Genomic DNA, 14,558 nt, shown 5'->3' with positions numbered 1-14,558 from the left:
GTATGTTTGGATTAGACACCTATATCATACATGATTTTCACTATGGTTGTTATTTTTTTATTCTATCTGTTGCATTTAATTTTACAATGAACCATGTAAAAAACATTTTTAAAATTTATTGACGGGTTTATTTTGTCATGCTAGAATAATACAATAAAAAATGCATAATTATTCTTTTGCTCCATTACCATTCATTTGAATGGTGCTACCCCCTATAGGTAAAAAGTAAAACGCCCTTTTAGGGTGTTTTACTTTTTCTCGAGATCTTTATACTGAAGCTGATAGAGGTTATAGTAAAGCCCTTTCTTTTCAAGGAGCTCCTCGTGTTTGCCAATCTCCCGGATTTTGCCTTTGTGAAGCACTATTATCTTGTCGGCGTTTTTAATGGTAGATAGTCTGTGGGCCACTATTATGGTGGTTCTATTCCTTGTGATCTTCTCAAGTGCATCCTGAATCAGGCTTTCAGTTTCCGTGTCTATACTGGAGGTTGCCTCATCCAGCACAAGAATTGGAGGGTTGAAGGCTATGGCCCGCGCAAAGGCTATAAGCTGTCTTTCACCCTGGGAGAAGGTTGAGCCCCTTTCGTTTACAGGTGAGTCATATTTATCAGGAAGCTTTTCGATAAATTTGTCAGCATTTACATATCTGCATGCATTAATTATATCCCTGTCGCTGATATTATCATTGTTTAATCTAATATTGCTCTTTATGTCCCCCGTAAAAAGAAATACATCCTGAAGTACTGTGGCAATATTTTTTCTGAGATCATGCTTATCAATTTCCTTAATGTTTATCCCATCGATGAGTATTTCACCTTTTTGAATATCGTATAACCGGCTTATAAGGCTTATGATGGACGTTTTACCTGCACCCGTTGCACCTACGAAGGCAACCTTTTCACCAGGATTAATCTTAAAGCTTAAATCCCTTAAAACCCATTCTTCATCCCTATATGCAAACCACACGTTTTTAAACTCTATTTCTCCCTTTGGCTTTTCAAACGACAAGGGATTTTTTGGATTTTCTATTTTTTCATTAGTATCAAGAAGCATAAATATTCTCTCTGAGGAGGCCATTGCTGACTGCATGATGTCGTATTTTTCTGTTATATCGTTTATAGGTTCAAAGAACATCTGAAGATAGCTTACAAAAGCAAAGAGCGTACCAAATTCAAGTTCCTTGCCAATTACCTTAATTCCTCCAAACCAGAGCATTGCAGAGAGGGCGAGGGAGGATATAAGATCGATTGAGGGGCGGAAGACTGCATATACTGTAACCTGCCTCATCGTCGCCTCGTAATAATCACTGTTTATTGCATCGAACTCCCTGAACTTCTTATCCTCCTTAGCGTATATTTGAACCGTTTTCATTCCGGATATGTTTTCGGATAAAAAGGCGTTAATTCTTGCGATTCTGACCCTTACATCCCTGTAGGCATCCCTGTCATATTTTTTAAATATAAGTGCGGCAGCAACCATAAATGGGATGGAAAAAAGTGCAATAAGTGCAAGTTTTGTATTAAGTATAAACATAAATATCAGTATTCCTGTGATTAAAAAGGCATCCTTAAAAAGATACACTAAAACGCCTGTGTATAACTCGTTTAAGGTCTCAACGTCATTAGTAACCCTTGTTACAAGCCTTCCAACGGGGTTTTTATCGAAGAAGGAAAGGGACAGGCTTTCAACATGGTTGAATATTTTTTCCCTGATATCGAATATTATCCTCTGCCCTGTGTATTGAAGAAGATAAACCTGAAGATAGTTAAGTAAAAAAACAGATATTGCTATTATAAGCAGATATACTGTAGATCTAACTATGCCATTATAATCATCATGCCTTAGGACCTTAAGCTGATCTGTGGAAAGAATGTATGCTTTGTAACTTTTATCTCCCTGTATAATACTATTATTCTCTATATTGTATGGGGCGTTATGATCGATTTTTCCATCCACAGCATAGTAATTATTCTTAAAATAAACGATGGAAGCAGGGGTTCCAGAGGGGATATCTCCCTTTACCAGATATTTTTCTCCAATTGCTGCACTTTCCTTTGCTGCATAGGAAATAAAGGTATAGCTTCCTTTGAAACCGTTGATATTATTGTCTATGGCGGTTTTAATTAGATATGGTCTTGCAAGATTAAGTATTGTCACCGTAAGCATTAAAAATATAACTATAACAATATACTTCATATAGGGCAGTGTAAATTTAAGAAGTCTTCTCATCAGCCGGGAGTCATATTCCTTTACAACTTCATCTTCACTGTGGAAACCTTCCATGATTAAACCTCCTCCTGAATTTTTTCCTCAAGCAGCTGCTTTTCATATATGCTCTGATAGAGTCCACCGCTTGTAACGAGTTCACTGTGGGTCCCTTTTTCAACGATCTCTCCATTTTCAAGGACAACTATTAAATCCGCATCCTTAACGGCGGATATTCTATGGGAGATGATTATGGAGGTTCTGTCCCTCATAATTTTCCTTAAGTTATCCAGTATCTTCACCTCTGTTTTTGCATCAACAGCAGATAAACAGTCATCAAACACCAGTATGTCTGGATTTTTAATTATGGCCCTTGATATGGATACCCTTTGCTTCTGGCCTCCTGATAGTGTAACGCCCCTTTCCCCAACCACAGTTTCAAATTTATTTGAGAAATCCATTATATTGTCATATATATCTGAGGCCTTTGCGCTTTCAATAATCCTATCCATATCAAAATCTTCACAAGCAAGATTTATATTTTCTGCTATGGTGGTTGAAAATAGAAAGGCATCCTGGGGAACAAGGCCTATATTTTCCCTCAGCACTTTAAGTGGAATTCTATTTATATCGTGTCCATTTATAAATATGTTATTATCTTTAACGTTGTAGAGCCTGACTAAAAGGTTTACGAGGGTGCTTTTGCCGCTTCCCGTTCGCCCTATTATGCCAAGTGTTTGGCCTTTTTTGAGGGTGATGTTTATATTTTTTAAGGAAGGAGTTTCATTTCCTGGATAAGTAAAGGTAAGATTTTGGATATGTATATCTCCATTTAAGGATTTCACATCGTCTACATATCTATCAACAATCTCGGGCTTCTGGTTTAAAACGTCCTGTATCCTCTCAAAGGAGGCAAGTCCCCTCTGGAGCATGTTTATAACCCAGCCAACTGCCATCATAGGCCAAACAAGGCTTCCAAGGTACATATTAAAAGTTATAAAGTCTCCCAGCGATATTTTGTTATATATTACATAAGCCCCTCCTACTCCGAGGAGTATCACAAAGCTTAAAGATGCTACAAATTCAATAAGAGGAAAGAACAGTCCCCATATTCTTATAAGATGCATATTTGTATTAAAGTTGTTCATGTTTTCCCTTGTGAACTTTTCAGCTTCCTTTGCTTCCTGAACAAAGGACTTTATTATTCTTATTCCCGAGAAGTTTTCCTGAACCATATCCGTTAACTTTGAAAAGGCCTGCTGTACCTTTAAGAACCTTCTATGTATCATCCTGCCAAACTTTGTGGATATGAGTGCAACAAATGGAAGAGGAATTAGGGACAAGAGTGTAAGTTTAACGTTAATTGAAAGCATTATTATAAGGGTTGTGATTGATAAAACTATTGAATCCGTAAGCATTATTATTCCAGGTCCCAGGGCTGCCCTGACTGCATTTAAATCGTTTGTCGCAAGGGCCATTAAATCCCCCGTTTTATTGCTGTTATAAAAGCTAAGTGAAAGGCTCTGAAGATGTTTAAAGAGGTTATTTCGCATATCATATTCAATGAGCCTTGAGGTACCAAAAATGTATACTCTCCATATATACCTTCCAAAGGCCATAACAAGGTATATAAGAAGTGTGTAGATTATATATCTTAGAAGAAGTTCCCTGTTTGCTGTTCCTTTCTGCATGGAGTCGGTGAGATATCCTAAAAGCCGAGGTGGAATGAGTTGAATGAAGTCGATTAAGAGTAAAAAAAAGATCCCAATAAAATATTTTTTACGATATTTAGAGGCAGTTTTAATGAGCTGTTTTAGATTTTTCATAGAGACCCCCCTTCTGCTTTATAATACTAATTATATTATTTTTATGGATGATATTTCAAATAATAAATTTTTTTGGTGTGCTAATAGATATGCTATTTATTTTTCTTTAAATTGACAGGAATTTAAGCCTGTCCAATAGACTTGCATAAAATTACCATAAAATGACTATAATCTTTAATATGAAGGGGTTATCACTTTAAGCTTCTTGAAGCAATAGACATTATGAGATTTGGAGGTTTTTATGGAGATTAAGAGGTTACATAAAAAGGAAACTAGATTTCTCGTTTTAATTTGTGGGCTGGGGGCTGTACTGGCTCTTTCGGCTATGTTTTTATTTTATTTCATATGGGGAAACAAAACGGGCTTTTTTGAAAAAAATCTTATAAATAATAATTATCCACAACTTTACAAGTTTATTGAGAATCCTGATTTTAACGAAGGGATATTTAAGGCATACATGGATTATAATTTTGGGAATAAAATAGAAGTCCTTGAAAAGGTTAAATCTGGAGAATATATATACATTAAAGTAAGGGGAGTTCAAGGAGTAAGGAATATTAGCCTGGTCAACAGGAATGGAAAATATAGATGGGAATTTTCTGATTACGTATACAACTGGCAGATTAAGGTTCCTGAGAAGGCCGTGGTTTACGTTGAAAACAACGAGGTGCAGAATAAGGAAGGTATAGTACAAATTGAAAAGATACCCTTTGGAGTATACAATTTGAAGGTCGTTATGAGAAACTGTGAACCCTATACAACTAGGATAATGGCGGGGCAGAAGGCTGAAATTAAACTGGAACCATCAAAGGAAATAGTAAATAAATGTAAAGACTATCTTTGGGAATATTTTAAATTTAAAGAAGGAATAATAAATGGAGGAAAACCAGGGGAAATAAGCTGTGTTGATAAAGGGTCAGGAATATACAGTGAAATAATAGACGAGGCATCGCTTTATGCAGATGATAATTTTAAAGTAACTAAGAAGCTAATGGAATATAAAATTGAAAAGGCTTATTTCAATGATGAGGGAAATATTATACTTGACGTTTCTGAGAAATGGGATGTGGAAATAAATAATCAGGGAGAAGTTGATAAGAAAACGGAGAATAATAAGAATAAATATGTTTTCAAAACGGACAATGATATAAAATTAATCCAGATAAAGACAAATAAATAACTATTTTACTGGTTTATAAAATCTTAAAAATGCATACCATATTCTTAGAAATAAGGAAGGGAGTGTGTGTTATGAGAGGTGGATTAATGACTGGAATGGCTGCAGGAATGCTGATAGGAGCAACTGCAACCATAATGATGATGCCTCAATTAGATCATAGAACCAGAAGAAGGGTTAATAAAATTGGCAGAAGAATGACAAACAGTATCTTGACACTTATGGATACCATGAGGGGTTGATGACTGATGCGAAAAAAGCGGCTAATAGCAGCTGCTTTTTTCATATTAAAAATCTAAATAAACTTGTTGTAAATATATTTTTTATCGCAGCGTCAGTTTGTAAATTTATCTAGCACAACGGGTTAAATAAATATTTTATCAATGTTTTTTTACAAATTCTTGTATTCTATCGTTTGTTTTATGTATAATAATATATTATCATGTTTTAAAAAAGTTTGAAATTTGAATTTGGAAGTTAGTTAAAATTCGCACTTTGAAGGGAACAAAATATGTTGAATACCTTATTATGCCGGCAGATCGTGGACCGGTGGAGAAAAAGTACATAATATATAGTTTGAACTTGCAGGATAGATTGATGAAAATTTGTACAAGCTTCATAATGGTTTTATAATATAAATAATCTAAAGGTGATGATGGTAATGGAAGTACTAACCCTTGGTGAAAAGATTAAAGCAAAACGAAAGGAGCTCAATCTTACATTAAAGGATCTTGCTGGGGACAGGGTAACTCCCGGGCAAATAAGTCTTGTGGAATCAGGAAAATCAAATCCAAGTATTGACCTTTTAGAATATTTAGCTGAAAAGCTGGGCACCGATATAGATTACTTCCTTGAAAGTGAAGAAAAACAGGCCTCAAAGATATGTGAGTTTTATACAAATATTGCGGAATCGGCAATCGGTGCGGAAAACTATCTGAGGGCAAGGGAAGCAATTGAGAAGGGGATGCATTATGCCCAAAAATATAATCTTTCCTACTTTAAGGGGAAGCTTGAATTTGCCCTTGCAAATCTAAAATATAAAAACGGAGAGTATGAGGAAGCGCAGCAGGTCTGCCTGTCTGCAAATGGAATATTTCTTAAGACAGAAAGCATATATGATATAGTAAGCAGCCTTATTCTTCTCGGAGTTATAACCCTGAAGATGACCTATGTTACCACTGCTTTAAATTATTTCATGCAGGCCGACAGAATATTGAATGAACATAAGCATCTTGATGAGGTTTTAAAGACAAAGATATATTATTATATTGCACTGTGCAATTACAAGCTCAATAATATTTCCCAGGCAATTGATTATGCACTTCTAGCAGGGGAAAAATTGAAAGTCCTTGATAATAAGAGGGAATACGGTGAAACACTTTTACTATTAAGCATCGCCTACAGCCAGGAAAACAAAATGCAGGAAGCTCTGAGATATGCAAGGGAGGCCAAAAAGATTTTCAGTGAAATAAACGACAAGCACGAAATAGCTAACATAGAAACTAATCTTGGAGTTATTTTTGCAAAGGGAAATAATATGGAGGAATCCTTTTCCCACTTTAACAAGGCGATTAAAATCAAAAAGGAGATTAATGACAAGACCATAGCAGATACTGTATTAAAGCTTTCTGACAACTATATCATGCTGAACCAATTAGACAAAGCCCTTCAAACTATAGAGGACCTTATGGAAAAGATAGACGATGAAGATCATCTATCAAGAATAAAATGCTTTGAGTATCTCTACAGAATATACTACAGGCAAAACAACAAAAGCAAAGCTGAGGAGATACTTTTAAGCGCTATTAAATATCTTGAGGGGCTTGATTATAAAAAGCAGCTTGCAGATTTTTACGTTATACTGGGCAAATTTTACAATGAAATAGGAGAAAAGGAACTTGCTCTCAGTTATATAAATAAGGGGCTTGATAATTATAAAGAATTAAAAATCATATTGAATGAATAGAAGATGGATTTTTCAAGTTCTATTTACTTTCCCACTAAAAATTCATAAATAAAGGGAAGGAATTTTGAAAAAATTGCAGAATATAGTATATCAACATGTATTTTTATGTAGATATTTGTATACAAACAGGTAAGTGGGTGAAAGTATGGAACTTAAATTAGGAGATAAAATAAGGCAGAGAAGAAAACAGATGGGGCTTACATTAAAGGAATTGGCTGGTGACAGGGTTACTGCAGCTCAAATAAGTGCAGTTGAGAAGGGAAAATGCAGGCCAAGCCCTGGGCTGCTTCAATATATAGCTGAAAGGCTTAATGTGGATGTTGAGTACTTTACCCTATCAGATGAAGAGAAGGCAAGAAAACAATTTAAGGAAATATATGGGATTGCCCTGAAGTTATATAAAGAAGGTAAATACGATGAAGCTTTAAAGAAGATAAATAAGGCGGAGAGCATCCTACAGCTGTTAAATGATGAACAGAAAGGATGTTTTTACTATATACAGGGAAACTGCTTCTATGAAAAGGGAGACTTTAATACCTCATTTGATCTTTTAATAAAGGCACAGAGCTATTATATTAAAACGAGGAAAAAAGAAATAACAGCAGATATTTATATAAAAATAGGCAATTCCCTTTTTAATACTCATAAGCAGAACATGGCGCTGGGGTATTATTTAAATGCCTATAGGTTTATCGATGAAGATATGGACAGTGATATAAAGGCAAGAATACTGTTTGACCTGGCCCTATGCTATCTATCGCTCAAAAGGTTAAATCTGGCGAGGGAGTTTCTTGATAAAGCTGTGGAATTTATCAAACAGAAGCAATGGCCTAAAAAGGAGAGGTTCCTGCCAGGAATTGAGATGATTAGAGGAGCCATTGACAGGGAGACCAATCAAATTAAGGAGAGTCTTATAAGATTTAACGAAGCCTTTGAAAGATATAAAAGAGACGGTGACGTCACAGGCATGGGAAGGGCAAGGAACAATGCCGCATTATGCCTGTGGGATATAGGAGACATGGAGAAGTCCGTTAAGTATTTCAGGGAAGCTATAGATTACAAAGTGATAAGTGGCGACTGTACCCTTATAGATACCTATTTAAACCTTGTGGAAGCATACAAGGAAATGGGCAATATAGAAGGAGCAATAAACGCCCTCAATGAAGCTGAAGAAAAAATGATTAAGCAGAACAATGAAAGTGGGCTTATAAAAGTGTTTTTAGCCAAGTTTCAATACCATAGCGAGCTTAAAGAATATGACAGGGCAGAGATTTATGCATTCATTGCGCTGGATTACATTCAAAAACAGGGGGATATCAAAGAGGAATCAAAGCTTTATATGAAGCTTTCTGAAATGTATAGGGCGGCAGGGGATGAGAAGTCAGCAGTGGATTATATTGTAAAGGCAAGGTCCATTACGCTGTAGTAATTTTGGGCTTTATAAAGAGTATGGCGAATTTCCTTAAAATCTAATGTAATATTGAAAGTACAGGAAATTCGCCTTTTGCTTATATAAAAGGAGGGGGTATTATGGAATTTAATGGGTTTACTTCAACTGACTTTGAATTTTTTAAGAAAAAGGATAAACTTGAAAAAGATGAATACGAAAAGGGAAGAAATGAAGTTAAAAATCACTTCAGAGGGCTATGTTATGAAATACAGAAGATGTACCACGCAAAAACCGGAGGAGTATTTGAACTCCAGAAGGATTTTCAAAACTTTAACAGGAGAAGCAGCCACATATCCGTTGAACATGTATCTGGTATAAGTAAAATATTCATATCCTTAAATTACGAGGGACTTGATATTGAGCTTATATTTCAAGCCAGGGATGAACAGCAGTGCAAAAATGTGCTGGATATGCTTGCAAACAAGAAGAACATAATCTGGGAACAAATAATAGCAAGTAAGTTTATGCATATCTATATAGATCAAAATGCAAAAAATAGAAAATTGAGATGCCTTGCTCTTAACTCCTTTGATATGAACAGCAAAACCTATGAAAGCCTTATAAAAATTGTTGAGGGCAATATAAATGAAGGAAAGTTCAATTTAGACATTGGAATTGGTTATTCATATAATAAAAAAGAGTGCCTGAGGCAGGGAAAAATGATTTTAAACACATCCTATGACGCAGCGGTAAAGATGATGGAACTTAGGGAAAAATTAACAATATGAGGATGTCTAATAAGCCTTTTAAATTGAAAGACTATTCATGCTTCCTGTAAAATTAAATTGTAGGGACGGGGCTTTGCATCCGCTTGCTGGGTTGCTATAACGTCCAGCGGGCAGACTCAAAGACCCGTCACAATCTTTCAGGTACATATTGTTAGGGACAGTTCATCACCCTCTCCACCTCAGATACTTCCTTTCGAAGATGGCGACTATCTCATACATCAAATACGCCGCAACCGAAAGTATTATTATGCTGAGCATAACCATATCAAGCTGTGCCACCTGACCCCCAAATACTATAAGAAATCCCAATCCCTCCTGGGCTACAAGGAATTCTCCAACGATAACTCCTACCCAGGACAGTCCAACGTTTATCTTGAGGGCTGAAATCATAGTCGGTATGCTGGAAGGAAGCACAACATATCTTAAAATTTGCAATTTCGATGCTCCAAAGGTTTGTAAAAGCTTGATTTTATCCTTGTCAACTTCCTTAAAGCCTGACGACACAGAAATTATGGTAACAATTAATGATATCATCAGGGCTATAGCAATTATTGCCGGCTGCCCATTTCCAACCCAGAAAATAATTATTGGTCCCAATGCTATCTTTGGCAGGGCATTTAAGACAACTAGATATGGGTCAAGTACCTTGCTGATAAAATCCGAAGCCCAAAGAAGTATAGCAATGATAGTTCCAATGATGGTACCAAGAACAAAGCCTATAATGGTCTCATAACATGTAACCCCAATATGTCTAAAAAGTGTACCTTCATTGTAGAGCTTTATCAAAAATTTCACCATCCTTGAAGGCTGGCTTACAAGAAATGGATCCACTATTTTTAAATTGGCCATAATTTCCCACTGAACAAAGAATAGAATTAATATAAGAATTTGCACAGTAATTATAGCCATCTTCCGCCTTTTTAGTTTTTTAAGATATTCTTCATGTTCCTTTGAATAATTTTTATTCAACATGGATATCCAGCTCCTTCCATATAGCGTTGAAGTAGTATCTGAACTCAGGAGCTTCTCTGGATTTTAAAGGAGTTCTATTCTCAACCGAGAGTTTAATGTCATAAATATTTTTGATCTGCGCAGGCCTTTTGCTGAGGACTACAACTCTGTCAGAAAGGCTTATGGATTCTGCTATGTCATGGGTAACCATAATAGTGGTTTTGCCTTCATCTTTTATTATTTTGTATATCTCATCCGAAACAGCCAGCCTGGTTTGATAGTCCAGGGCTGAGAAGGGTTCATCCAGCAAAAGAATTTCAGGATCCGTTGCTAAAGTTCTGATTAGGGCCACCCTCTGCCTCATGCCCCCCGATAGCTGATGTGGATAATAGTCCTTAAAGCTTAGGAGGCCATATTTTTGAAGCATATCCTCAATTTTTTTAACTGAATTCTTGTTAAACTTATTTTGTATCTCAAGTCCAAGGGTAACATTTTTTAGTATGGATCTCCATTCAAATAGATGATCCCTTTGAAGCATATATCCTATTTTATTGCAGTTTTTGTTACAGGGATAATTTATCTCAGAGCCATCGAGGTAGATTTTGCCGCTGGATGGTCTTAAAAGACCTGCTATGGCGGACAAAATTGTTGTTTTTCCACAGCCCGATGGGCCTACTATGCTTATGAATTCGCCGTCATTTACATCTAGATTGAGATTTTTTACAGCTTCAGTTTCATCATCAAGAGTATGATATTTTATTGAAAGGTTTTCAATCTTAAGTGTAGCCACCATTATCCCCTCCCTGTAGGTTATTTTTTAACCTGATTTATTGCCTCCTCAGCATATTTTGTTGTAACTATATCCTTATAAGGTGGCCTTTTTGGAATAAGGTCGGCCTGATAGGATTGAATGATATCCATGAGCCTCGAAATCTGCTCTTCTTTTAAAATTAAATCTTTGCCCCAGTGCCCTTCTTTTTTATACCTATCAACTATTGATGAAAGCATCTCGACATCTGATCCAGGGAAAAAGCTTATAACAGCTTCAGCAACTTCCTTTGATGTATGGGAATATACCCATAACATTCCTTTGTAGATTGCATTTGTAAACTTCTGTATTATTTCGGGATTTTTTTCTATATAGGATTTTTTTGCAAAGAAAGCCGTATATGGAACTTCTCCGGATTCTAAACCAATGGAGGAGACAATATGTCCTGCATTTTGCTTAACAAGCATACTAGCTGTGGGCTCAAAGCTTGCTACATAGTCAGCTGTGCCAGCCTGGAATGCACTTTGCGTTGCAGTAAATGCAAGGTTTGTAATGATATTTACGTCCTTTCCAGGGGTTAGGCCGTGGCTTTTTAATATATACTCTAGAGTCATTTCAGGTACACCGCCTGGACGACCGCCTATAATGGTTTTTCCCCTAAGATCTTCCCATTTAAAATCCGGCTCGGGTTTTCTGCCAACAAGATATGAACCGTCCCTTCTTGTGAGCTGGCCGAAGATGATGGTGTAGTCCTCTCTTCCTTGATTATAAAGGTATATAACCTGCTCAGGCCCACAGAAGCCTATGTCTGCATTTCCTGAAATTACCTGCTGCATTGTTTTATCAGCACCCTGGCCAGTTGAAAGTTCGATTTCTATTCCCTGTTCCTTGAAGAACCCCTGATTTATGGCCACATACATAGGTGCATAGAAGATTGACCTTACAACCTCATTTAGCCTTACTTTAATGAGCTGTTTGTCAGGTTGCTTTTTACAACCGTAGAATGTAGAAGTAATCATAAAAAATGAAATCACTGCAGATATAATCTTAAGGTGTCGTTTCATATATGCACCCTCCATTATTAATTATCACTGTATAATATGAGAAATTGTGCTGATGTGACACTAAATTATGGGGACAGTTCAACATCACTCAGTTTTTGAGCCATTGATTATTGAAGTGGATTATAAAAATAAAAATTATGCCCCTTTCTTTTTGAATTTGAATAACCATCCAAAATATGGTGATAATTTCAAATAAAAAAGAAAGAGGGAATAGTATATGCCTAGATGTGCCAGAATAAAAAGTTTTGATTCAATATATCACATTATGGTAAAAAGTGTCGGTGGTACGTTGTTATTCCGTTGTGATGATGATAAGGAAAGGTATCTTCAAACTATTAAAAGATACCAGGAAAATTTCAAGTTTAAGGTGTATGCATATTGCCTTATGGATAATCACGGCCATATTATTATCGATGCCTGTGGTGCAGATATTTCAAAGATCATGCACGGAATAAACCAAAGTTATGCACAGTATTATAACAGGAAATATGAAAGAGCAGGACATCTTTTTGCCGACAGGTTCAAAAGCAAAATCGTGGATAGCGACAGGTATCTGGTTACTCTATCAGGATACATACACAATAACCCTTCCGATATAGACGGTTATAAAAATAATGTTCATAAATATCGTTATTCAAGCCTGGGGATATATTTAGGAATAAGAAAGGACAGCCTGGCTTTAGTTGATGCTGCCTTTGTCATGCAGCAGTTTAGCAGGGATGTTAAAAATGCAAGAATGGATTATTTAAAATTTGTCCAAAGCTGTGACAAGGATGAACTTAAGAGGGTAATAGCTTTTAAGGAAGAAAAGGCAGAATATAGAAGCGAAAGGAATATAATTGTAAGAAATGTTGAGCCTGAAAAAGTAATAGATTTTGTGTCAAAGTATACAAATGAAGATGGAAGTTCGGTAAAGCTAAAGCATGTGAAGAATGTAAAAGCTTTAAAATCCCTTTGTGCTTTTTTGATGAGGGGACTTTGTGATATGAGACAGAAGGATATATGTTTTGTTATGGGAAATATTACACAATCATATGCATCAAAACTTTGTTTTGAAGGATATATGCTAACAAAGCAAAAAGATGATTATAGAAATATTATAATGGATTTTCTGAAGGAATACGCTGCTTCTTATTAAAGCTATATAGTTTTAATCTGCCATTTGTCAATTTATTTTAAGCAGCAAACATTTTATTAAGTATAGTCGGCAGTTATCAACTTTAAATTATGTACTATGGCAAATAATTTTAAGTATATATAGTTGAAGTTTTATAAATGTATTAAAATATATTTATTGTATAGTAGTGGACAAGCAGAGGGACTGACAAGGTGTTTGTTTTGGTTAAGAATTGCTTTATACAAGCCCTATGAAAAATTTAGAGACGTTATGAAAAGCAATTTTTTTAGAATATTTAAAAACACTTTGTTGAACTGTCCCTAATTTACTCGATTGGAGGTTGAAATATGTTAGGTACTATTGTTAATGCTCTTAGTATATTTTTCGGTAGTTTAATAGGTTTTTTACTCAGAGGTGGAATACCTGAGAAGATAAATAATACGATTATGCAGGGATTGGCACTTTGTGTAATGCTTATAGGTGCTTCAGGTGCTCTGAAGTTTGATAATTTATTGCTGGCCATCTTATCCGTGGTTATAGGTGCCATTATAGGGGAAGTCATAGATATCGATGAGAGATTAAAAAGGCTGGGAGATAATATTGAGAGAAATCTTAAAGGCAGAGGAGGAAAAGTTTCAGAGGGATTTGTATCTGCAAGCCTGCTGTTCTGTGTTGGGGCAATGGCAGTTGTTGGATCTCTGGAAAGTGGTCTCAAGGGAAATCATGAGATTCTCTTTGCAAAATCAATACTTGATGGAGTTTCCTCAATTGTGTTTACTTCTTCTATGGGAATAGGTGTAGCTCTTTCTTCAATATCAGTTTTTATTTATCAGGGTATCATTACTATTGCATCATCATTTTTAAAGGATATACTTGTTTCAAATGTAATTGCCGATATGACTGCTGCAGGAAGCCTTTTAATAATCGGCATTGGGCTTAATATGATGGGAATAGGCAAAATAAAAGTTGCAAACCTTCTTCCAGCAGTTTTCATACCTGTGATATATCACATTATTTATTCATATATAATAAATCTGATTTAGGTGGAGAGCGGTAGCTGCTCTGTTATAATGAACTGTCCCCAGGTTCAAAATTGTTGGGGACAGTTCATTATATAGATCATATAAACGACACATGCTAAAGCTTAGCTTTACCATGTTTTTAGATTGCTGAACTGTCCCTTATGTATCTGGACCGGGCGCGTTCAATTCATTCCTTGAATGTCCACTGGAATTCATATATAATTAATTTGAAGAAAAGTTTCGAAAATATTTCAATTTTTTGTGTGTACAGGCTAGTTAGAAAA

At 35.7% G+C, this 14,558-nt stretch carries 12 protein-coding genes; 7 read left to right on the top strand and 5 right to left on the bottom strand.

Features of this window, described 5'->3' with window-relative positions; translation table 11 throughout:
* Window positions 1-248: 248 nt before the first annotated feature.
* Both EDD71_RS07150 and EDD71_RS07145 read right to left on the bottom strand, forming a co-directional pair.
* Window positions 249-2,282: an ABC transporter ATP-binding protein gene (locus EDD71_RS07150; RefSeq protein WP_133628059.1), complete on the bottom strand. Its 2,034-nt coding sequence runs from the start codon at window positions 2,280-2,282 to the stop codon at window positions 249-251.
* Window positions 2,283-2,284: 2 nt separating this feature from the next.
* Window positions 2,285-4,030, bottom strand: coding sequence for an ABC transporter ATP-binding protein (locus tag EDD71_RS07145; RefSeq protein WP_133628058.1), 1,746 nt, complete (start codon window positions 4,028-4,030; stop codon window positions 2,285-2,287).
* Window positions 4,031-4,271: 241 nt separating this feature from the next.
* Here EDD71_RS07145 and EDD71_RS07140 point away from each other — a divergent pair, with 241 nt between their 5' ends.
* The 5 genes from EDD71_RS07140 to EDD71_RS07120 all read left to right on the top strand — a co-directional run bounded on the left by EDD71_RS07140 (window position 4,272) and on the right by EDD71_RS07120 (window position 9,351).
* Complete coding sequence (locus tag EDD71_RS07140; protein WP_133628057.1) at window positions 4,272-5,210, top strand: hypothetical protein; 939 nt, start codon at window positions 4,272-4,274, stop codon at window positions 5,208-5,210.
* A 71-nt stretch (window positions 5,211-5,281) separates the two neighbouring features.
* A complete protein-coding gene (locus tag EDD71_RS07135; protein WP_133628056.1) occupies window positions 5,282-5,449 on the top strand; it encodes a YtxH domain-containing protein in 168 nt (55 codons plus the stop codon).
* 419 nt (window positions 5,450-5,868) lie between these two features.
* Entirely contained in the window at window positions 5,869-7,173 is a 1,305-nt protein-coding gene (locus EDD71_RS07130; RefSeq protein WP_166636381.1) for a helix-turn-helix domain-containing protein, read from the top strand.
* Window positions 7,174-7,318: 145 nt separating this feature from the next.
* On the top strand, window positions 7,319-8,599 hold the full coding sequence (locus tag EDD71_RS07125; protein ID WP_133628054.1) for a helix-turn-helix domain-containing protein: 1,281 nt from the start codon (window positions 7,319-7,321) through the stop codon (window positions 8,597-8,599).
* A gap of 104 nt (window positions 8,600-8,703) precedes the next feature.
* Window positions 8,704-9,351: a hypothetical protein gene (locus tag EDD71_RS07120; protein ID WP_133628053.1), complete on the top strand. Its 648-nt coding sequence runs from the start codon at window positions 8,704-8,706 to the stop codon at window positions 9,349-9,351.
* A gap of 165 nt (window positions 9,352-9,516) precedes the next feature.
* Here the strand turns inward: EDD71_RS07120 and EDD71_RS07115 are convergent, their stop codons facing one another.
* From EDD71_RS07115 to EDD71_RS07105, 3 genes are read right to left on the bottom strand one after another with little or no spacing between them, the layout of a single operon-like run.
* Window positions 9,517-10,323 (bottom strand): ABC transporter permease, encoded by an 807-nt coding sequence (locus tag EDD71_RS07115; protein ID WP_133628052.1) that lies wholly within the window; start codon window positions 10,321-10,323, stop codon window positions 9,517-9,519.
* Window positions 10,313-11,095 (bottom strand): ABC transporter ATP-binding protein, encoded by a 783-nt coding sequence (locus tag EDD71_RS07110; protein ID WP_133628051.1) that lies wholly within the window; start codon window positions 11,093-11,095, stop codon window positions 10,313-10,315. The genes EDD71_RS07115 and EDD71_RS07110 overlap by 11 nt, the downstream gene beginning before the upstream one ends.
* Before the next feature lie 17 nt (window positions 11,096-11,112).
* Window positions 11,113-12,135, bottom strand: a complete 1,023-nt coding sequence (locus EDD71_RS07105; RefSeq protein ID WP_133628050.1) for an ABC transporter substrate-binding protein — start codon at window positions 12,133-12,135, stop codon at window positions 11,113-11,115.
* Between the two features lie 217 nt (window positions 12,136-12,352).
* Between EDD71_RS07105 and EDD71_RS07100 the strand changes: the two genes are divergently transcribed.
* Window positions 12,353-13,273 carry a transposase gene (locus EDD71_RS07100; RefSeq protein WP_133628049.1) on the top strand — a complete coding sequence of 307 codons (921 nt, stop codon included), beginning with the start codon at window positions 12,353-12,355 and terminating at the stop codon, window positions 13,271-13,273.
* 326 nt (window positions 13,274-13,599) lie between these two features.
* Window positions 13,600-14,295, top strand: coding sequence for a DUF554 domain-containing protein (locus tag EDD71_RS07095; RefSeq protein WP_133628048.1), 696 nt, complete (start codon window positions 13,600-13,602; stop codon window positions 14,293-14,295).
* Window positions 14,296-14,558: the final 263 nt, after the last annotated feature.

The sequence above is a fragment of the Fonticella tunisiensis genome (assembly GCF_004364155.1).
Lineage (GTDB): Bacteria > Bacillota > Clostridia > Clostridiales > Caloramatoraceae > Fonticella > Fonticella tunisiensis.
The sequence above is the reverse complement of the archived record's forward strand: the minus strand, read 5'-3'. Positions and strand labels throughout refer to the sequence as shown.